The organism is uncultured Lamprocystis sp. (genome assembly GCF_903933125.1).
Lineage (GTDB): Bacteria > Pseudomonadota > Gammaproteobacteria > Chromatiales > Chromatiaceae > Thiodictyon.
Window position 1 is genome coordinate 1 of record NZ_CAIZIZ010000501.1, and the last position, 20,536, is coordinate 20,536.

Consider the following 20,536-nt stretch of genomic DNA (forward strand, 5'->3'; position numbering starts at 1 on the left):
CTGAGCGGGTGGATTCCCGCTCTGGATGAGGCGCGTGGTGGCCGAGTCTTCCGGGTCCCGAGCACAGACGCAAGAAGGGGTCCAATGGGTGTTCACCTCGGTGGACGCTTGCGGGCACAGCCCGCTAGGCTCAACCGCCGGATGCGGAAAACCGCATGTCCGGTGGTGTGGGAGGGGTGACGGGCGCAATCCCGTCACCCCGACCCGATCGGATCAGACAACACACCAACCCAGCGGGCATCATTCAAGACACCGTGAGGCAGAAACTCATCATGGTCTCGCTGCGTGACGGCGCACTGTGGCGTTTGGCGGATCAAAAAAAACGGCGAAGACACCGCTTTTTAACTGATCAGTGACGCCTATCCGCCCCTTGCGCACACCTCAACCCCGGAGTGCCCCCAACGATGCGCACTTTTGCCTGTCAGTCCTGCGGCCAAGCCGTCTATTTCGAGAACTGGCGCTGCAATCACTGCGGCGCCGCCTTGGGCTTCCTGCCCGATGCGCTGCAGTTGGTCGCGGTGGAGAAGGATGCCGCAGGTTTCTGGACCCCGATCACCCCCTGCGACAAGGTGCACCGCCCCGGTGTGCTGGCGCGGTTCTTCAGCCGCCGGCCCGAGCCGCCGCCCGCGAAGGTCGCCGGCCGGCGCTACCGCAAGTGCGGCAATTATGCGCAGCACAATGTCTGTAACTGGATGGTCCCGGAGGAATCGGGCGAGGACCTGTGCGTCGCCTGCCGTCCCAACCGCACCATTCCCAACCTGGGCCGTCCGGGCAATCCGGAAAAGTGGTATCGCATCGAGCGCGGCAAGCGGCGCCTCATCTACGGACTGTTGCGCCTGGGGCTGCCGGTGCGCAGCCGCGATGAGGATCCGGAGCATGGGCTCGCCTTCGACTTTCTCGCCAGTCAGGATGCGCCGCCGGATCAACCGGTGCTGACCGGCCATGCCGACGGACTGATCACGCTCAATATCGACGAGGCCGACCCGGTCCGGCGCGAACGCATCCGGGTGGACATGGACGAGACTTACCGCACCCTGGTCGGTCACTTCCGCCACGAGATCGGCCACTATTACTGGGACCTGCTGATCCGTCACGGCGGGCGCCTGGAGAGCTTCCGCGCCCTGTTCGGCGACGAGCGGCAGGACTATGGTGAGGCCCTGGAAGATCACTACCGCACCGGCCCGCCCGTGCATTGGCAGGACCGCTATCTTTCGACTTATGCGAGCAGCCACCCCTGGGAAGACTGGGCCGAGACCTGGGCGCATTACCTGCACATCGTGGACACCCTGGAGACGGCCGCCCATTTCGGCATCGAGGTGGAATGGTGCCTGCCGGACGGCAGTGTCCGCACCGCCGACCCCGAATTCGACCCCTACACCATCGCCGACTTTCAACCGATCATTGAGGACTGGTTGCCGCTCACCTTCGCGGTCAATAACCTCAACCGCAGTATGGGCCAGCAGGATCTCTACCCCTTCGTGCTGCCGCAGCCGGCCATCGAGAAGCTCGCCTATGTTCATGGGGTGGTGCGGGCGGGAGCCGGGAGTTAGCCCCCGTCCACCTGACGTTGCGGCAAGCACCGGTTGGAGAACGACCGCGGGGAAATTCAGCACCAACGTTCGGACCTGGGGATACCGCGAGACGAGAAACCACCATGTCGGGCTCATAGCCGTCGGACGTGATAGTCGGACGTAGGGGCGGGTTTTAAACCCGCCCCTACACGAGCATCGTTCCGGAGATCAGGTACGAAGGCTATACCATGATGCGGCACTGCGATGGTGCAAACCCGACATTAAGGGTGCTCAGACTGTGCGTTCCCGACAGCGAAAGCCGCGTTCTCGCGGTGGCAGGATGATCAATAAGAAATTGATTATAAGAATAATCTAATGCCATCCGCATGGTGCTGGCACTATTCCTGCTTATTACACTGTCAGTCGTGGGCCGGATCGCTGAGGCAACCGCCCCAGCATCCGATCTCCGTCTTCTCAGTGGTGATTCACCCCGCGTTAGCGGGGTTTTTTTTGGGGGCGGCGCGACGGCGCGGGCCGGCCAGCAGTCCCAAATTTGGGTGAACGTCGTCGGCAGCGTTAGTGGTGGATGCGCTGCGCTTATCCACCCTACGAAACTCACGGACCGCGCGTCGTTGTCGCAATCGGATTGTTCAACAACGACAACGACAACGTACCCGGAATCTCGATCATCACAGCAGTTCTGATCGCACCCGCCGATAGGGAACCCCTGCCGGACGCACCGCCAGCGGCTATACTTCGCGACCCGCCGTTATCGGTGCAGGACAAGGCGTCAAGGTGCGCTCGTGAAGACCAGGCTACCCCCATTCAGCAAGGCCCGCGTGCTCGTGGTCGGCGATGTCATGCTTGACCGCTATTGGAGCGGACGCGCCACCCGGATTTCGCCGGAGGCACCAGTCCCGGTGGTGCATGTCACGGCGACCGAAGACCGGTTGGGCGGCGCCGCCAACGTCGCGCTCAATATCCTGACACTCGGCGGACAGGTCGACCTGCTGGGGGCGATCGGCGTCGATGAGGCTGGCGAGACACTGAAACGATTGCTGCAGCGGACCGGTATCGGCTGCCATCTGCATGCGGACGCCCGCGCCGCGACCTCGACCAAGCTGCGCATTCTCAGTCACCACCAACAACTGGTGCGCGCAGATTTCGAAGGCGGCCTGGCCGAAGTCGATGCCGCCGCGCTCCTGGCCGATTTCGCGCGGCTGGCTGCTCAAGCGGACCTGATCGTCTTGTCCGATTACGGCAAGGGCACCCTGGGGTCACCCCGAACGCTGATCGAGCAGGCCGCGGCGCTGAACAAACGGGTGATCGTCGATCCCAAGGGCACCGACTTTTCGAAGTACCGGGGCGCGACCCTGATCACCCCGAACCGGGCCGAGTTTGAGGCCGTCGTGGGGCTCTGCGCCACCGAGGCGGACCTGGTGGAGCGCGGTGAGCGCCTGCGCCTGGCGACTGGCTTGACCGGCGTCCTGATCACGCGCGGCGAGCAGGGCATGACCTTGCTGTGGCAGGATCAGGCGCCGCTGCATCTGCAGGCCCGGGCGCGGGAGGTCTTCGATGTGACCGGTGCCGGTGACACGGTGATCGCGACCCTGGCCTTGGCGCTGGCCGCCGGGGCGCCGCCGCCGGAGGCGATGGTCCTGGCCAACGCCGCCGCCGGGATCGTGGTCGGCAAGTTGGGAACCGCCGCCGCAACCGTGGCCGAATTGAACCAGGCGCTGCGCACGTCCGACGACGCCGGGTTCGGCATCCTGACCGAAGACGATTTGGCGGTTGCCATGGATCAGGCCCGCTCTCGCGGCGAGCGGATCATCATGACCAACGGCTGCTTCGATCTCCTGCACGCCGGTCATGTCACCTATCTGGAGCAGGCGCGCCGACTCGGCGACCGGCTGGTGGTCGCGGTCAATACCGATGCCTCGGTGCAGGCGCTGAAAGGCCCCGGCCGGCCGGTCAATCCGCTCGAACGGCGGATGACCGTGCTCGCCGCTTTGAAGAGTGTCGATTGGGTGGTGCCGTTCAGTGAAGCGACGCCGGAGCGGCTTTACTGCAGGCTCTTGCCCGATGTCATCGTCAAAGGCGGCGACTATGCACCGGACGCGATTGCGGGCGGTCCCTGCGTCACGGCCAATGGGGGCGAGATCGTCGTCCTGGAGTATCTCGACGGCGAGTCGACGACGGCGATGATCCAGCGGCTGCAAGAGGGACGGTGAATCCCAGCAAGCGCGGTCAGCGTTCAGGGTTGAGATGGGCATCGCTATCGAGATTGTGAAAGTATTCGCTCCGAACCCGAAAACATCGTAATGCCGTAGGTTGGGGTGAGGAACGAACCCCAACATTTCAGCGCCTTACGTTTGGCTGATCGTTGGGCTTCGTTCCTCAGCCCAACCTACGCCTACGCCAAGGCGGTACCCGCCGGCTGGAGCGAGAACCCTTTGAGGTTTTGGGCAAAGCGCTCCAGTGACTGGATGCCGGTGGCCTCGGCCTGGTGACACCAGTCCTGAAGTGAGCGCAGCAGCACCTCCTGGCTCGGCGTCTGGAGCTGCCAGATCGCCTGCAGCCGCTCCCGGAACTGATAGACGGTGGCCAGCGTCTGGCTCTGCGCCAGCAACTGATCCAGCCGCTGGCGCGCCGCCGCATCGAGCCGGCTCGCCTCGCGCGCGAGCAGGCGCCGGTTGCGCCTGATCAGGCGGCGGCAGTGCGCCGCGTCACGGCACAACTCGTCCCGCGACACCGGGGCCAACACTTCTTTGGTGTAGCGTGCGAACACGAACATGCGGCTGACCACCACGGCCCGCAGTGTATCCATATCCACCAGCAGTTTGCCCGGGACCATGGTCAGCCGCGGCGCGACCCGCTTGATGCGGGCGAGCCGCAGCGCGCTCAGGGTGCGGATGTACAGCCAACTGATGTCGAACTCCCACCATTGGTAAGAAAGCCGCGCGGAACTGGGGAACGCATGGTGGTTGTTGTGCAACTCCTCACCGCCGATCAGGATGCCCCAGGGCACGATGTTGGTGGACGCGTCCGGCGGCTCGAAGTTGCGGTAACCCCAGTAGTGACCGATCCCGTTGATGACACCGGCCGCCAGGATGGGGATCCACAGCATCTGCACCGCCCAGATCACCGGCCCGTAAAGCCCGAACAGCAGCAGGTCCAGGATCAGCATGAGCGCCACCCCCTGCCAGTGATAAGGGCTGTACAGGTTGCGCTCCAGCCAGTCGTTCGGGGTACCGTGGCCGTAACGCTCCACGGTCGCCGGATCGTCAGACGCCGCTTCGTAGAGCTCGGCGCCCTGGGTCAGCACTGTGCGCAGGCCCAGGATTTGCGGGCTGTGCGGGTCCTCCGCGGTCTCGACCTTGGCGTGGTGACGGCGATGGACCGCGACCCACTCCTTGGTGACCATGCCGGTGGTCAGCCACAGCCAGAAGCGAAAGACATGAGCAACCGCCGGGTGCAGGTCCAGGCCGCGATGGGCCTGAGCGCGATGAAGAAAGATCGTCACCGCGGCGATGGTGAGGTGGGTCATGGCGAGCGTGATGAGCACCGCCTGCCAGGGCGACGCGTCGAGAATGCCGTGCAGGGTCATGGGGTCTCCTGTGGAAATCGTTCCACTTCACTATAGCCGACCGTTTCAGTCGGGGCTATGACAAGCGACGAACGGTAGTGTGCTCCGTGCTGCGCATAAAAGGCGCTGGTCGTCCAGATAGGAGAAGAGCAGGTTGACGGCGACCGCATCGGGTGTGAGCCGGACGACCGCGGCACGCAACTCGGCGAGGTCCGCCGCGGTCAAGGGTTCCTCCCGGCGGCCGTCGCTGCCGAGGCGCCCGCCGGTCTCCAGGCAGCGTTCGGGTGGTACCGGCGGTCGCCGCGGTGGCGGTTGCAGGTCATGGAGAGCCGCGCGCGCCTGCCGACCGATGGTCAGCAGGTTACCCAGCCCGCGATTGGTCACATACAGGGTGCAATACCGCGTTGGTTGCCACGGTACTGCCGTGGATCAGGCGCAGGCCGGCCGGGTATCGATACCGAGTAGAGCCAAACCCGCGGCCGATCCCGGAGTCAATCCCGAAAGGCACGCAGGAACGCGGCGAACTGCTCACCCAGCTCCGGATGGGCCAATCCGTACTCGACCGTGGCCTCCAGATAACCGAGCTTGCTGCCGCAGTCATAGCGCTTGCCCTCGAAGGGATGGGCAATCACCGTTTCATACTCCAGCAGTGCGGCGATGCCGTCGGTCAACTGAATCTCACCGCCGGCACCGGTGTCGGTCTGCTCCAGCATGTCGAAAATCCGCGGGGTCAGCAGATAGCGGCCGACCACGGCGAGGTTCGATGGGGCATCCGCCGGGGCGGGCTTCTCGACGATGGAGACCACGCGCAACAATCCCCCCGGCCCCGGCTCGACCTCAACGATACCGTATTGCCGGGTGTCCTCCCGCGGAACCTCCTGAACGCTCAGCACGCTGCACTCGTGGCGTGCGTAGATATCCGCCATCTGCCCCGACACCCCCTTGCCATGGCCGCGGATCAGATCATCCGCCAGAAGAATGAAGAACGGCTCATCGCCCACCACGCCCTTGGCACAGAGTACCGCGTGTCCAAGCCCGCGGGCCTCGGCCTGGCGAACATAGACGCAGCCCACGTCGGACGGCAGGATGTTCTGAACCATCTTGAGCAGTTCAGTCTTGCCCGCGCTTTCCAACTCGGCCTCCAACTCATAGGCCTTGTCGAAGTGGTCTTCGATGGAACGCTTGTGTCGGCCGGTGATGAAGATGAGCTGGTCGACCCCGGCCGTCTCCGCCTCTTCGGCGGCATACTGGATCAGGGGTTTGTCGACCACCGGGAGCATCTCCTTGGGGCTCGCCTTGGTGGCCGGCAGAAAGCGCGTGCCGAGTCCGGCAACGGGAAATACGGCCTTACGAATCTGTTTCATGGTTGATGACTCTCCAACGGGTGAAGACCGGGGCCGTCCCCGGTAAGACTGATTAGGCGAGCCGCCGTTCGTGCACGACCTCATCCCCCGGAATGCGCTCCGGCTGGACCGGCTGGACCGTCCCCCAGCGCTTGCAGCTCGGGCACTGCCAGTGCACGGCCCGCGCCGAGAAACCGCAATGATCGCATTGATACGCGGGTTGGCGTGCGAGCAGATAGCGGACCACTTCATGGACCACGTGCGCGCGATGATCAGACCCGTCCCGCGCGGCCTCGGCCTGCTGCGATTGTAATTGCAGCAAGCGCTCCAGGGCGGCCACATCCACATGTCCGGCAAGATAGTCGGTGAGCGCGGCCAGCGCGGCATCGGTGCCGCGCGCGTGCTCCAACGCATCGCTCAAGGCCAACAACACCGGCGGTGAGGGGTGGCGTGAGACCAGCGACTCGAGCACCTCGATCAGATCACCGCGCCCCAGGTCTTCCAGTGCCTGCATCAGCCCCGGCAGGACTTCCGGCAGATAGCGCGCACCCTGATCCGCAACCCGCAGGAACAAACCCAAGGCCGCCTCCTGATCCTGCTGCGCAAGCGCCATCTCACCCGCGATGAGCGTGGCACGCACGCACAGGGGGTCGGCGTCCTGTGCGCGCGCCAAATGGTGTCTGGCCGCCTCGGGCTCGGTACGGCGACGCGCCTCCTCCGCCAGTTCGCAATGATACTGGGCGATCTCGATGTTCATCGGGTGTTCGCTGAACGGCTTGAGCCGCTCCGCGATCTCCAGGCAACGCGACCAATCGCGCTCCTGCTGATAGATGTCGAGCAGTCCGCGCAGCGCGCGCTCGCGCTGCAAGCCGATCTCGGCCAACTCCTCGAACAGCATCTCAGCCCGATCGAGCAACCCGGCACGCATGTAGTCCTGTCCCAACTCAAACAGGGCGTACCCGCGCTGCTCGGCGCTCAGGGTGTTGCGGGCAATGAGGTTCTGATGGATGCGGATGGCCCGGTCGGCCTCACCCCGTCGCCGGTACAGGCTCCCCAACGCCAGATGGGTCTCCACCGTCTCGCCATCGACCTCGGAAATTGCCAGGAACACATCGATTGCCTTGTCCGGTTGTTCGTCCAGCAGAAAATTGAGTCCGCGCAAGAAGGCCGGATGGGCGCCCGGCGCGACCGGACCCTTGGGTCCGGCATCCCGCCGACCGATCCACCACCCGGAAGCCGCGGCCACCGGAAGCAACAAAAATAGCAGTTCGATCACGGACGCGCGCCCCCGGCCGCCACGCGACGGTCGTCTCCCGGCCCGGCAGGGCGTGCGGGGACTATAGCGGCAACGAAAGAAGGTGTAAGGTTCACCCCGCCATAATACAGGCATCCCCGCGCGGTCGCATGGGTGGGGATCTGCCGCCGCGCCCCGATTATCTCATGATGGAGGTGACTGGGCTCTCAGCCGGGCGGACTGCGGCCGGGGCATCGGCGGTGACGGCCCGTGGTTCAGCAGCAGTCTCCCCACCCCATCAGCACGAGGAAACGAATCCTATGTCAACATTCACGGATCAGGTCGTCATCGTCACCGGAGCCGCCGGCAACATGGGGCGGGCCGTGGCCAGGGCTTTCGCCAGCCAAGGTGCCCGCATCGCCCTGGTGGACCGGGACGCGCAGGCATTGGAGCAGGTCCGTGAGGCACTGCCCGCGGACACGGTGACCATCGGCATCACCACCGACCTCATGAACCCGGAATCGGTCGCCCGGATGAGTGCGACCGTGATGGAGCAGTTCGGGCGGGTGGATGTCCTGGCCAATCTCGCCGGCGGGTTCACCATGGGCCCGCCCATCCACGAGACCACCGACCACGACTGGACCTTCATGCTGGATCTCAATGCCCGCACCGTCTTCAACTGTTGTCGGGCGGTGGTGCCGCTGCTGCTGGCCGGCGGGGGCGGCCACATCGTCAACGTCGCGGCCCGCGCGGCGACCCGCGGCATCGGCCACATGGGACCCTACTGTGCAGCGAAGGCGGCCGTCATCACCCTGACCGAAAGTCTGGCGGACGAACTCAAGGATCAGGGGATCACCGTCAACTGCATCCTCCCCGGCACGGTCGACACCCCCCAGAACCGTGCGGCCATGCCCGATCAGGACCACGACCGCTGGGTATCGCTCGCGGCGCTGGCCGACGTGATCCTGTTTCTCGCTTCGGACGCGGCACGCGCCGTCACCGGCGCCGCCGTGCCGGTCTACGGACGCAGTTGAACACCGGCATGCCATTCGTCACCGTCGGACGCGGGTTACGCGCGCACGCGACCCGCCTGATCCCGCTACTGCCATGGCTGGTCGCGGTCGCCGTTGCGGCGCCGCCCGACCTGACCCCGGAAACGCGCCAAGCCCTGGTGACCGCGGTCGAGGCCGCCGCGGCACTCGACTTCTATAATGCCCGCTGCCGCAGCGACGGCTCCGGGCGACACAGTGACAACCTCAACAAACAACTGGCCGGCAAGCTGCATCTCACCATCATGGGCGTCCAGGACGACCTGTTTCCGGAGCGCAACTTCCGCGCCGTCCAGCGGCGCCTGCAAGATCAGTTCACCGAGGATTTGCGCCAAGCCGGCGGCTGCCAGGGCGCCAAGGACGCCGGGGTCCCGGAACAACTCAGCGACCGCTACCGCGGCAGCAGCGCGGCCATTGATGCGCTGCCTTAGGCATTTTCAGAGGAAATTTATACCACTGTACGCGATCGTAGTGGCTGGTTAAGAAACGACGACCCCAAGCTGGTCTACGCCGGCTCCTTGATTCCTGATTGCTTGGGTTGCCGCGGCGGCAAACGGCGGCCGCCATCCCTGGCGGCGCAGACCCTTGTCTGATCAGGCGGTGTTGCGCGCTGCGGACGCGCGCTTGCCCATCACCGCGGCGCGCATCATAACCAGCAGGAACAGGCTGGCAGCCAAGCCGATGCCGGCGACCCACAGGCTTGCCATCGTGGGATTGGTTTGCGCATCGGCGATGCGGAGGATGTTGCCGACCATCGCCAGCGCCGGATTCGCCGTGGGAACTGCGATCACATAGGCGCAGAAGGCCAGGAACAGTCCAAACACCAGCAGTTTGAGGTCCATGTGCAGGGCCGCCAGCACGGTGCCGAACGCCAGCAAATAGATCAGCACCGCGGTGTACTGCTGCGCATTCATCAGCGCGCGGATGCCATGGGTGTTCAGCAAATAAAGCAGTGCGATCAAGGCCCCCCAATGCACCGCCTGCTTCAGCACGTACCAGAGCCTGGAGTTGCCGGAAAGATAGGCCTGGCTCCAGCCGGAGCCCAGCGACACGATCGCGACGATCGGGATAAAGATCTCCCAGTAGCGGAAGGCGCCTTCCATCTTTGATTCGCTTAGCCAAAACAGCAGCACGGCAGCGGCGAACAACAGCAGTAGCGGCAAGGCCGCCAGAACAAAGGGCATTGAATGCTCGGACCTGCGCCGCGCGCTTGCCGGCGTGAGGGCTTTCTCGGGGACTAGGGTTTCGGACACGAGGGTTTCTCCAAATCGACCTGTGGTGGGTAGAAACCGACAGTCGGATCAGCCAGGGCACAGGACGACCAAGGCTCGGAATCGCACCACCAGCGGGCACGCGACCGTCGGGGCAGATGATCTTAGCTATATAACGCGTTGTTCATAAATCAGTTCTCTGGTAGTAGGCGTGCCGGAGAGGCACCATGGCGGGCCGCTGGTGAGCACCGCCGCGACGTCAAGTATAGAGACCCGACGTTTGCACGATCAGACTCATTACAACAAGAAGGGTTTCAGTAGTCCATGCGGCCTCAGGCAAGCGTACGGCGCTTGCGTTCATTTGCGGACCGCCCCCTCTCCTCTTCATACTGGTGGGTATGCCGCCCGACTGGAGCCCGCCATGACCGATACCACGTTCGACATCCCGTTCAAGAGCCCGACGATCCCGGCCGCGCTGACCGCGGACACACGGATCCGGTTCCGCTGTTACCCCGGGATTTCGTGCTTCAACGCCTGCTGCAAGCAGGCGGACGTGACCCTGGCCCCCTACGACATTCTGCGCCTGAAGCGGCGGTTGGGGCTCACGTCTACCGAGTTTCTGCGCGACTATTCGGTCCCCTTCCAGATGGACGGGGACGGGCTCCCCGGGGTCAAGCTTAAGACACAGGATAACGGCACTTGTTTACAACTCGATGGGGACGCGGGCTGCGCGGTTTACACCGACCGCCCGACGGTGTGCCGTTACTATCCGGTGGCCCTGCTGGCGCTGCGTGAGAAGGGCTCGGCCGAGTCCGAGGAGCGCTACTCGCTGGTCAAGGAGGACCATTGCAAAGGGCACGCCGAGGATCGGGAGGTCAGTATCGGCGACTACCGGACTGAACAGGGTTGCGCCGAGTACGACGATCACAACCGCGAGTGGTACCAACTGTTGCTCAAGAAGAAGTCAGCCGGACCCACGGTGGGCAAGCCGCCGCAGACCAGCCTCCAGCTCTTTTTCATGGCCTCTTACGACGTCGACAACTTCCGCAAGTTCGTCCTGTCCGCGGGCTTCCGTCGCACCTATGTGTTGCCCGACGCCTTCTACGCCGCGATCGAGCAGGACGACGAGGCCCTGCTCGCGTTCGGTTTTCGGTTGCTGCGTCAGGTGCTGTTCGGTGAACGCACGCTGGAAGAGGTCGCCAACGCCTGGGAGCAACGGGTGGAGCAGCGCCGGGACGTCTGGGATGCGCGCAAGCAGGCGGAGATCGAGCGACGGCTGGCGGACGAGGATAAGAAATATGCCGGTGACGGGTGTGAGACGCAGCGTGGAGACAACTGACCGGAGCGATGCCATGAGCGAGACACCGGACCTCGAGCGCCTGCTCACCCAACGGTTGGCGGCGACCGCCGCCCTGCTGGAGCGGGTGCGGGCGGACGCCCCGCTACTTGCCGCCACGGTGGACGCTGCCGCCAGGACGGCGCGCGCTATCCAGGCGGGGGGCACGATTTTCATCTGCGGCAATGGCGGCAGCGCGGGCGAGGCGACGCACCTCAGCGGCGAGTTGATCGGCCCCTTCCTGAATAAGACCCGGCGGCCACTGCCGGCCATCGCCCTGGGCTTCGACACCAGTGCGACCAGCGCGGTGGCCAACGACTTCTCCTTTGCCGAGGTCTTCGCCCGCCAGCTCGCCGCGCTGGCCCGGCCCGGCGACGTGCTCTGGGCGCTCAGCACCAGCGGGCGTTCGCCCAACATCCTGCGCGTCTTGGAGATTGCCGCGGAACGCGGCTGTTTGCGCGTCCTGATCACCGGTGAGCGGGGTCGTGACCTGACCGGGATCGCGGATATCGTACTGGGCGTTCCCTCCGGCGAGACGCCGCGTATCCAGGAGGTCCATCTGATGCTCGGGCACTTTCTGTGCGAGGCGGTGGAGGCCCTGGCGAGTTGAGGTCCGCCGCCTTTCAAGGGTTCGGCAAAGGTGCGCGGCAACGCTGTGGGGGCCTTGATCGTAATCCCGGCCAGCGGCGTGCGTAGTCAGGGCTTCCAGCCCTGACGGTGTCAGGCCAGGATGGCCTGACTACGCACCCGGCGAGTTCAAGTGGCCGGAATCTTGATCGAGGCCGCTCCCGCGAGGGGGCAAGAAATCTCGCAAAACGTCCCTATTCATTCGTATCAATCTGTAGATTCCAGGAACACCAGCGACCATCGCCCCATGACTTCCGATCGTAAAGACCTCGACAGCACCGGTGCGGTGAATGACTTCCTCCAGCAGGTGGCGGCCACCCCGCGGGTAGGGCCGACGGGCGGCTGCGGGCGCCTGATTTTCGCCATGGACGCCACCGCGAGCCGGGAGCCCACCTGGGATCAGGCGGCGCGCATCCAATCGGCCATGTTCGCCGACACCCGCGCGCTGGGCGGACTGGAGGTCCAGCTCTGTTTCTACCGGGGCTTCCAGGAGTTCGAGTCATCCGACTGGATCGGGGAATCGGATCAGCTCCTGCGGCGCATGAATCGGGTGTTTTGTGCAGCCGGGCTGACCCAGATCGGGCGGATACTGGATCACGCGATCACGCAGGCCGAACGCGGGCGGGTGAATGCACTGGTCTTCGTGGGTGACTGCATGGAAGAGGACCGCGAGCGGCTGGCGGATCTGGCCGGACGGCTCGGGTTGCTGCATGTGCCGGCGTTCGTGTTTCAGGAAGGCCGGGACCCCACGGCGGAGCCCAGCTTCCGGGAGATCGCGCGGCTGAGCGGCGGTGCCTGGTGCCCGTTCGACGCCAACAGCCCCGGGTTGTTGCGCGATCTGCTGGGGGCGGTCGCGGTCTACGCGGCGGGCGGGCACAAGGCGCTCGCGCGGTATGGCCAGGCGCGCGGCGGGGCGGTGTTGGCGCTGACCCATCAGGTCAGCGGCCGGGGCAAGGGGGGCTGAGGGCGTGATTCTGCGCGTCCTGATCGTTGCGCTGCTGTTGCTGGGGATCTTCTGGTTCCTGCATTGGTTCCGCAGCACTCCGCCGGCGCGCGTCGCCTGGGTTCTGCGCAAAGTCGGGCTCTGGACCCTGATCGGGGTCCTGGTGCTGGCGGTGCTCACCGGGCGGTTGAACCCGATCTTCGCCGCTCTGGCCGCCCTGGTTCCGACCACGATGCGGCTTCTGCATCTGGTCCAGATGCTGCCGGCCCTGCAGCGGTTGTTGCGTGCGCTGGGTGTGGGGTTGCCGGGCACCGGCGGGACCTTCGGCGGCGGGACCGCAACCGCCGGCACCGGCGGCGGTGCGGCCGGGACCTCGTCCATCCGTACCCGTTTCATTGCGATGCACCTGGATCACGCCAGCGGCGCCATGGACGGGGAGGTGCTGGAGGGTCCCTTCACGGGTCGGCGGCTCAAGGATCTGGGGCTCGATGCGCTGCTGCGGATGCTGGAGTTCTATCGGGAGACCGATGCGCAATCGGCTGCTGTGCTGGAGGCCTATCTGGACCGGGAGCGGGGCGCCGAGTGGCGCGACCGGGACCCGGGTCCGGGTGCCGGCGTCAGCGGCGGCAACACCGGCGCGGGACCGATGAACGAGGCGGAGGCCCTGGCGATCCTGGGGATCGATGCCGCGGCGGATGCGACCGCCATTCGGGACGCCCATCGCCGGTTGATGCAGAAGCTGCATCCGGACCGGGGCGGATCCGATTATCTGGCGGCCAAGATCAATGAGGCCAAACAGGTGCTGCTGAAGAAAGTATCGAGTCAGAAATGACGCGCGCCCACAAGTCCCCGATCAGGGCATCTTTCTCGGCCGCGCTTAAGCGCTCAAGATCGGGTAGGGTTTCCATGGCCTGAGAGTAGCCGCTTCAGTACCGCGTGTCCAAGCGAAAGATGCGGGACCTTAGGAACCCATCCTCGGCGGCGATGCCGCCATGGCCACGGCGGCAAAGGCGTCGAAGTCCAGAGCCAGCAGGCCGTCGGCGCAACCGCGCACCCGCTCGGTGTCGGACAAGGCGGCGGCGTCCAACCCCGGACCGCGCCCGATCTGCGCAAGCTGGACCGACAGGGCCTGCAACAGCACCGGAGACTTGGCGAGCGCTGCCGCGACATCCTCACGGTTGCGCTCCCGAAATTTCTGCCAGTGGCGGTCGAAGGCACCGTCGTCGAATGGCGGCGCGGCGTCGTCCGCGATGCGTGCCGCACTCGCTGTGTTCGGTGCCGCCGGATCGGCACTGTGGGTGTTGTCCGAGTCTTGGTCGACCCTGCTCACTGGGGCTTCATCTGCGGCCGACGCTGGGCCGGCGTTCCCAGATCGCGGCAGGGCAGGTCCTGGACGGTCAGGGGGTCCGTTTTCACGGGACACTGCGGACGCTCTTCCTCCAACCCGTCGTTGGAAACCTGGCGTCACGATTATCGGCTACGTTTGTAGAATGTACGCGTCAACTGATAACCTGGACACAGTAACAGCAGCGGAGCCGGGCAACCGGAAACAGCAGTGATCAGATTCTTCCTGAAGGAGCGAATCTCGGACCTGGAGTTTCGGGAGGGCCGGCGCGTCACCCTGGAGGAGATCGCCAGGGCAACGGGCATCCACCGGACCACCTTGTCCAAGATCGTCAACAAGAAGGGCTACAACTGCACGATCGACAACCTGGACAAGCTGTGTGCTTACTTCGGCTGCAAAATCGAGGAGTTAGCGGAGCATCGGCCAGGCGTCCCAAGCGCAGGGCAGTGAGACACCATGGCCGATACCGATGTGCCTGTACCCGATTCTCCGAGCCGCGAGCGGGCTTGCGTGATCCCGCTCTCCGATCTGGATTGGCTGCTGACGGCCCAGATCGCGGTCGCCTGGGCCGGGGAGAAGGGCGAAGAACGCCGCCTGGGATGGTGGGACTGCGATCTGACCAGCGAACTGGGCGGAGAGGACCTGTTTCAGAGCCTCCTGCCCGCGACCTGGGCCTGGGCCACGCTGCAGGGCGCTCGTGCCGGGGCGACCAGGCGTGATGCGGCGCTGCGCGCCCTTGGATCTGATCCGGATGCCGTCCTAACACTGTTTTTCCAAGGATTCTTTATCGACGAACTGGCAGAGGGGCGGCTTCGGGACCTCAAGGGTTCCGGCCAAAGCCCGCTGGCGGCACTGCCAGGCTTGTGCGAGGTGATCCGGAAGCCCTGGAGTCGGGAGGGCTTCGCCGGCTGGCTTGCCGCCTTCAACGCACCCGAGACCGAACCGACCCCCCTGGGACGCCGCATCAAGGGGGCCATCCCGGAGGGGTTGGATCGACGGGTCCGGCAACTACTCGGGGCACTGAATCCCCTGGCGGAGAGCTATCCGCTCCCTCATTACCGGAGGTCGGCATGACTGCCACCGCCAGGGAATGCAGCACCCTTCACACCCGTCTGCTCAAGTGCACCCTTGAGGTCGAGCACTCCCGTGCCTACTGGCGCCACATGGCCGATCACAGCGGCCCCGTCGCTGCCCGGACGGTGCATGAGCAATTTTGGTTCGGTGCCCGCAGTCTGGAGCGGACCGGCATCCTGCTGACGAATTTTCGGGCGCGCTACGATGCCTTCCCCGGCGCCCTGCCGGCCCTGCGGAGCTGGGACGCCATGGACCCCTTGGCGCGGCGACTGCTTTGCCACTGGCACTTGCAACTTTCCGACCCGCTCTACCGCCGCTTCGCCGGCGATTACCTGGTGGAACGACGCCGGCGCGTACCCGCCGAGGTCAGCCATGGGCCGGTCGTGAAATGGGTCGCCGAGCAGGGCGGGGAGCGCTGGGGCATGGGGACCCGGGTCCAGTTCGCCAGCAAACTCCTGACTTCGGCCCTGGCCGCCGGGCTGATCGGTTCGAGCCGGGACCCGCGGCCGCTCCTTTGGCCGCGGGTCGATGACCTTTCCCTCGCCTATTTGCTCTACTTGCTACGGGAGACGGAGTTCCAGGGCAGCCTGCTCGCCAACCCCTATCTGGCCTCGATTGGCCTCTGCGGTACCGAGCTCGAAAAGCGCCTCAAGACCCTGCCCGGACTGCGGTTCCGTCGCCAGGGTGACCTCATCGACTTTGGCTGGGTGTATCCCGATCTCGTCACCTGGGCTGAGATCCAGTTCGCGCGGCCTCACGCGGTTGCCGTCGGGGGCGCCCGATGACCCTGAAGCTCTTCAATCACTCGCCCTTGGACGCGGCCTTTGCGGCCTTGCGCCAGGATCTGATCCACCCGGACGGTCCACGCATCAGTACGATGCGCAACTACCGCTTCGCCATCCTGCAATACGCACCCGGCGATGAATTCAAGCTGCGCAGCGAAGTGCGCCGACTTTCCACCGACCTGATCGCCAACGGCTGGGTGGTCCTGTCCATCAGCCTGCAACGGCTCCTCTTCGAGCGCATCCGGGCTGCGGGTGACGACTGGACCCGGCGGGTCATCGCGCAGGAGCGCACCACGGCCGCCCGGGGTCGCGAGCGGGGCTTAAGCTACCTCAAGACCAAACTCGCGCCCCTGATTGAAGGCCCCGACGGCGTTTCCGCCGACTGTAGCCGCATCATCCAGGACTTTGCCGCGGCCAATCCGGACCGCAGCGACCGCGCCCTGGCGCTGATCGGCCGTGCCGGTGCCCTCTATCCCTTCTTCCGCTCGTCCGCTCTTCTGCGCCATCTGGACGGCAACACCAGCAACGTGCCCGTGGTGCTGCTCTATCCAGGTACGCGCATCGGCCAGACCGGCCTGTCTTTCATGGGCGAACTCAACTCGGACAACGACTATCGGCCGAGGATTTACTCATGACGGATGCCCCCCTGACCCGTGACCGGATCCGCGACCTGTTCGTCTCCGACGTCACGCGCGACATCCCGCCGGTGGTCTATTTTCACGAACAAAGCCCCGAGAAGCTCGCAGTCGAGGTCGGCGAGTACATCATCACCGGCGGCTGGTCGCAGACCCATCCCAACCACCGCCGCGTCCCTGACGGGATCCACGAGCAGTACGTCCGCCTCCTCCGGGCCATCACCGCCGAGCTCGATCGGCCCGGCGGCCCGGACCTGCCCAACATCTGGTGTTCCGGCTTTTTTGGCTCCGGCAAGTCCAGCTTTGCCAAACTACTGGGGCTCGCCCTGGACGGCGTGGCCCTGCCGGACGGCACCTCAGTCGCCGAGGCGTGGCTGCGGCGGGATACTTCAGACCGTGCCGCCGAGCTGCGTGAGGCCTGGACCGCCCTGCGCCGCAAGATCGAACCCATCGCGGTGGTCTTCGACGTAGGCAGCGTGGCCGCCGACAACGAGCAGGTCCACTCGGCGGTGATCCGCCAGGTCCAGCGGCGTCTGGGCTACTGCCCGGTCGACCCGCTGGTGGCCGACTTCGAACTGACTCTGGAGCGGGACGGCGAATGGGCCCGGTTCGAGCACGTCGCCCAAGAAACCCTCGGCGAGCCCTGGGAGACGGTTAAGGAGCGGTCCTTCGCCGAGGAGGACTTCTCACTCGTGATGTCCAGGCTCTTCCCGGACCACTACACGGACCCCATGAGCTGGTTCGAGAGCCGCGCGGGGACCCATATCCGTCATGAGTCTCCCGAGGAGGCGGTGCGCGCCATCGGCGATATGCTGCGGCTACGCCGTCCCAACGCGACCCTGTTCGTCGTCATCGATGAGGTCTCCCAGTACATCCTGTCGAACAACGATCGGGTCACGCGCCTCTGCGCCTTCGCCACGGCTTTGGGTGCCGCCCTCAAGGGACGCGTCTGGCTCCTCGCCCTGGGCCAGCAGAAGCTCGACGAAGAGGCCGACCAGTCCTTCCTGATCTGGGCCAAGGATCGTTTTCCACCCAAGTTGCGGGTGCACCTGGCGCCCACCAATATCCGCGACGTCGTCCACAAGCGCCTGCTCCAGAAGACCCCCGCGGCCGACGCCACCCTGCGGCGCCTGTTCGAGACGCATCGCGCGGCGCTCAAGCTCTTCGCCTACGGCTGCGAGTCGGTCACCATCGAGGATCTGGTGGAGGTCTACCCCCTGCTGCCCGGCCATATCGATCTGCTGCTCCAGATCACCAGTGCCATGCGCACACGATCGCGCCGTGTCCAAGGCGATGATCAGGCCATCCGCGGCCTGCTGCAGATGCTCGGGGAGCTGTTTCGCGCCCAGCACCTCGCGGAGCGGCCCCTGGGTGCCCTGGTCACGCTGGATGCCATCTACGAGGTCCAGCACAGCGCCCTGGACTCCGACGTCCAGGCCAGCATGTCGCGCATCTTGAGTCAGTGCGCCGGAGATGCGGGCGGCCTGCTGGTACGGGCCGCCAAGGTCGTGGCCCTGCTGGAGCTGATCCAGGAGGAACAGCCCACCGACGCCCGTCTGGTCGCCCAGTGCCTCTATGACCGCCTCGACCGGGGCAGCCAGGTGGCGGAGGTTACCGCCGCCCTGGAGGATCTGCGCCAACGCAACCTGCTTGGGTATTCCGAGAAGACCGGCTACAAGATTCAATCGAGCGCCGGCGAGGAATGGGAGCGGGAGCGCCGAGACATCCCGGCCCCCCGTGAGGCGATCGCCGCCGGCGTCAAGGACGCTCTGGAGATCCTGCTGGCCGGCCCCGACCGTCCGCGCCTTCAGGGGCGTCCCTTCCCTTGGGCCGGACGCTTCTCGGACAGTCGCACCTTCAGCGACCTGGCCTTCGGCGATCAGCGCTCAGACGCGGTGGTGCGGGTCGACTTCCGCTTCCTGCCCGCCGAGGAGCGCACCGAAAGCACCTGGGTTAAACGCAGTGCCGAGTCCGGATTCGAAACCCGTGTCCTCTGGGTCTGCGGCGACACCGAGGCCGTGACGCTCAAGGCCCGGGACCTGGTCCGCTCGCGCGGCATGGTGAGCAAGTTCAAGCCCCGCCGGGAATCGCTCAACGCCGCCCGCAAGCTGCTGCTCCAGCAGGAAGAGATTCGCTGCGAGGACCTGGAGCAGGCCCTGCGCGACCAGGTAGCGGCCGCCTGGATGGCTGGACGCCTCTACTTCCGTGGTCGTTCCATTGCCCCCGCCGACCTGGGCGGGGCCTTCGCCGGCGCCCTGGAGGCCGCAGGCACCCGCCTGCTGCCGGAGCTTTATCAGCACTTCGTCGTCACCGACCTGCTGCCCGGCGAGCTGATGCAACTCCTGGAGACCGACCTGACCGGCCCCTCACCCAAGCTCATGACCGGTGAGCTGGGCATCCTGGAGTTGGACCACGGCCGCTACGAGCCCAGTTGCGGGGGCGTCGTCCCCAAGCGGGTCCAGGACTTCATTGAAACCGAGGGCGGACTCGGCGGCACCGCCCTGCTGAGCCGTTTCGGTCAGCCCCCCTATGGCTACACCCCCAACGTGGTCAAGGCTTGCGTCGCCGGGCTGCTGCGCTCCGGCAAGGTCCGCATCCAACCCGAGGGCACCCCCGAGATCACCGCCATGCGCGATGCGGGGGTGCGCGACCTCTTTGAGAAGGATCGCAGCTTCCGCCGTGCCAGCTTCTTCGCCGCCGGGGACGACGACATCGGTTACCAGTCGCGGGCGCGGATCGGCAAATTCTTCGAGCGTCACCTCAATCTGGAAGTCAGCCGCCAGGACGACGCCATCGCCGACGCCGTGGCCAACGGCTTTCCCGCCCAGGCCCAGCGCCTGCGTGCTGTGCTCACCCAGTTGGGGCGATTGCCCGGCGCCCGGCAGATCCCGGCCGAGCTGCAACGTCTCCAAGACGCACTGGAGCAGTGTACCCGCCAGGTGCGCCAGACCCATCCCACGGTGCGGCAGGTCAAACGCCATCTGGACGCACTCACCGACGGCATCGCGATGGTCAACCGCTTCGAGGCTGAACTCACCGACCAGGCCGTATCCCAGGTGACCACCGCCGCCAACGTCCGCGACCACCACGCCGCCCAACTGCGTGCGGTCGGGGTCCTGGACGCCCCCTTGGAAGCCGCCAGCGAGCGGGTGGCCACCCAGTTGACCACAGAGCGTCCCTGGCGGGAGATCGCCGCTCTGGACCCGGATCTGGCGGCCATCCGCGACGCCTACACCGCCGAGCGCGAGCGCCGCCTCGCCTGGCAGGAGCAGCAGTCCGAGGCGGCCCGCGGCCGGGTCAGGATGCGCGACGGCTTCGCCACCCTCACCGCCGACCAGTCCCACCAGGTGCTGCGGCCCATCGCGCTGGCCCTCACCGAGACCACCGCGGACGCCGTCGCCCCGGCCCTGGCCGCCCTGGAGTCCCCCTTTCTGCTGGCCCTGCACCAGGCCGAAGAGACCGCCAACGAGACCCTGGACGAGATCCTGAGTGCCGGCCAGCGCCCGCTCATCGTCAAGGTGGACCTGTCCCTGCGCAATCGGGAACTGACCACCGAGGCGGAGGTGGATAGCCTGCTCCAAGAGATCCGCAAACGGCTCCTGGAGCAGATCAAGGCCGGCGCGCGGGTGCGAATACTCTGATCGGCTAGCACCCTTATCCAGACATACTCCAGGCTCGTATAGCGCCCCGCTGATGCGCAAGCCTCGGAACTCCGACCTGGTGTGGCAAGAATGGCAAGCGTTGGCTGACGAGGTGGGCATCGATAACGCCCCAGAATGCATACGCTTCTTCTGCGCGCGCCACGGCCGGGGGCTGAAGGCGTCCAGGTCCCGAACGGCGCCTGCGGGGTGATCAAG

The 20,536-nt window shown here is 65.8% G+C and carries 19 protein-coding genes; 13 read left to right on the forward strand and 6 right to left on the reverse strand.

Going from position 1 to position 20,536, the window contains the following annotated elements; genetic code table 11:
- Positions 1 to 404: 404 nt before the first annotated feature.
- Positions 405 to 1,550, forward strand: a complete 1,146-nt coding sequence (locus QZY03_RS27215) for a putative zinc-binding peptidase (RefSeq protein WP_295586688.1) — start codon at positions 405 to 407, stop codon at positions 1,548 to 1,550.
- A 764-nt stretch (positions 1,551 to 2,314) separates the two neighbouring features.
- Complete coding sequence (gene hldE / locus QZY03_RS27220; protein ID WP_295586691.1) at positions 2,315 to 3,742, forward strand: bifunctional D-glycero-beta-D-manno-heptose-7-phosphate kinase/D-glycero-beta-D-manno-heptose 1-phosphate adenylyltransferase HldE; 1,428 nt, start codon at positions 2,315 to 2,317, stop codon at positions 3,740 to 3,742.
- A 182-nt stretch (positions 3,743 to 3,924) separates the two neighbouring features.
- On the opposite strand, the gene QZY03_RS27225 is transcribed toward hldE, so the two are convergent.
- The 4 genes from QZY03_RS27225 to lapB form a co-directional block, all read right to left on the reverse strand.
- A complete protein-coding gene (locus QZY03_RS27225) occupies positions 3,925 to 5,118 on the reverse strand; it encodes a fatty acid desaturase (protein ID WP_295586694.1) in 1,194 nt (397 codons plus the stop codon).
- Between the two features lie 45 nt (positions 5,119 to 5,163).
- Positions 5,164 to 5,481: a hydantoinase/oxoprolinase N-terminal domain-containing protein gene (locus QZY03_RS27230; RefSeq protein WP_363168515.1), complete on the reverse strand. Its 318-nt coding sequence runs from the start codon at positions 5,479 to 5,481 to the stop codon at positions 5,164 to 5,166.
- Between the two features lie 107 nt (positions 5,482 to 5,588).
- Positions 5,589 to 6,461 carry a UTP--glucose-1-phosphate uridylyltransferase GalU gene (galU, locus tag QZY03_RS27235; RefSeq protein ID WP_020506000.1) on the reverse strand — a complete coding sequence of 291 codons (873 nt, stop codon included), beginning with the start codon at positions 6,459 to 6,461 and terminating at the stop codon, positions 5,589 to 5,591.
- Positions 6,462 to 6,513: 52 nt separating this feature from the next.
- Positions 6,514 to 7,716 (reverse strand): lipopolysaccharide assembly protein LapB, encoded by a 1,203-nt coding sequence (lapB, locus tag QZY03_RS27240; RefSeq protein WP_295586697.1) that lies wholly within the window; start codon positions 7,714 to 7,716, stop codon positions 6,514 to 6,516.
- Between the two features lie 278 nt (positions 7,717 to 7,994).
- Here lapB and QZY03_RS27245 point away from each other — a divergent pair, with 278 nt between their 5' ends.
- The gene (locus QZY03_RS27245; RefSeq protein ID WP_295586700.1) at positions 7,995 to 8,708 is read left to right on the forward strand and encodes an SDR family NAD(P)-dependent oxidoreductase; all 714 of its coding nucleotides are present in this window, start codon (positions 7,995 to 7,997) and stop codon (positions 8,706 to 8,708) included.
- A gap of 8 nt (positions 8,709 to 8,716) precedes the next feature.
- Complete coding sequence (locus tag QZY03_RS27250) at positions 8,717 to 9,154, forward strand: hypothetical protein (RefSeq protein WP_295586702.1); 438 nt, start codon at positions 8,717 to 8,719, stop codon at positions 9,152 to 9,154.
- Positions 9,155 to 9,316: 162 nt separating this feature from the next.
- Here QZY03_RS27250 and QZY03_RS27255 read toward each other — a convergent pair whose 3' ends face one another.
- Positions 9,317 to 9,871, reverse strand: coding sequence for a hypothetical protein (locus tag QZY03_RS27255; protein ID WP_295586705.1), 555 nt, complete (start codon positions 9,869 to 9,871; stop codon positions 9,317 to 9,319).
- Between the two features lie 484 nt (positions 9,872 to 10,355).
- Between QZY03_RS27255 and QZY03_RS27260 the strand changes: the two genes are divergently transcribed.
- The 4 genes from QZY03_RS27260 (at position 10,356) to QZY03_RS27275 (ending at position 13,672) form a co-directional block, all read left to right on the forward strand.
- Positions 10,356 to 11,273, forward strand: a complete 918-nt coding sequence (locus QZY03_RS27260) for a YkgJ family cysteine cluster protein (RefSeq protein WP_295586708.1) — start codon at positions 10,356 to 10,358, stop codon at positions 11,271 to 11,273.
- A gap of 13 nt (positions 11,274 to 11,286) precedes the next feature.
- On the forward strand, positions 11,287 to 11,880 hold the full coding sequence (locus QZY03_RS27265; RefSeq protein WP_295586711.1) for an SIS domain-containing protein: 594 nt from the start codon (positions 11,287 to 11,289) through the stop codon (positions 11,878 to 11,880).
- A 264-nt stretch (positions 11,881 to 12,144) separates the two neighbouring features.
- Complete coding sequence (locus QZY03_RS27270; RefSeq protein ID WP_295586713.1) at positions 12,145 to 12,861, forward strand: VWA domain-containing protein; 717 nt, start codon at positions 12,145 to 12,147, stop codon at positions 12,859 to 12,861.
- A gap of 4 nt (positions 12,862 to 12,865) precedes the next feature.
- The gene (locus QZY03_RS27275) at positions 12,866 to 13,672 is read left to right on the forward strand and encodes a DnaJ domain-containing protein (RefSeq protein ID WP_295586716.1); all 807 of its coding nucleotides are present in this window, start codon (positions 12,866 to 12,868) and stop codon (positions 13,670 to 13,672) included.
- A gap of 129 nt (positions 13,673 to 13,801) precedes the next feature.
- Here QZY03_RS27275 and QZY03_RS27280 read toward each other — a convergent pair whose 3' ends face one another.
- Entirely contained in the window at positions 13,802 to 14,170 is a 369-nt protein-coding gene (locus QZY03_RS27280; protein WP_295586719.1) for a hypothetical protein, read from the reverse strand.
- 225 nt (positions 14,171 to 14,395) lie between these two features.
- Here QZY03_RS27280 and QZY03_RS27285 point away from each other — a divergent pair, with 225 nt between their 5' ends.
- Genes QZY03_RS27285 through brxC form a run of 5 tightly spaced genes read left to right on the forward strand, consistent with a single transcriptional unit; the run spans position 14,396 to position 20,320 of the window.
- Positions 14,396 to 14,635 (forward strand): helix-turn-helix transcriptional regulator, encoded by a 240-nt coding sequence (locus tag QZY03_RS27285; protein WP_295586722.1) that lies wholly within the window; start codon positions 14,396 to 14,398, stop codon positions 14,633 to 14,635.
- Between the two features lie 6 nt (positions 14,636 to 14,641).
- Complete coding sequence (gene brxE, locus QZY03_RS27290) at positions 14,642 to 15,259, forward strand: BREX-6 system BrxE protein (RefSeq protein WP_295586725.1); 618 nt, start codon at positions 14,642 to 14,644, stop codon at positions 15,257 to 15,259.
- Positions 15,256 to 16,044 (forward strand): DUF1819 domain-containing protein, encoded by a 789-nt coding sequence (locus tag QZY03_RS27295; RefSeq protein WP_295586729.1) that lies wholly within the window; start codon positions 15,256 to 15,258, stop codon positions 16,042 to 16,044. The genes brxE and QZY03_RS27295 overlap by 4 nt, the downstream gene beginning before the upstream one ends.
- On the forward strand, positions 16,041 to 16,679 hold the full coding sequence (locus QZY03_RS27300) for a DUF1788 domain-containing protein (protein WP_295586731.1): 639 nt from the start codon (positions 16,041 to 16,043) through the stop codon (positions 16,677 to 16,679). Before QZY03_RS27295 ends, QZY03_RS27300 begins: the two co-directional genes overlap by 4 nt.
- Positions 16,676 to 20,320, forward strand: coding sequence for a BREX system P-loop protein BrxC (gene brxC, locus QZY03_RS27305; RefSeq protein ID WP_295586734.1), 3,645 nt, complete (start codon positions 16,676 to 16,678; stop codon positions 20,318 to 20,320). The genes QZY03_RS27300 and brxC overlap by 4 nt, the downstream gene beginning before the upstream one ends.
- Positions 20,321 to 20,536: the final 216 nt, after the last annotated feature.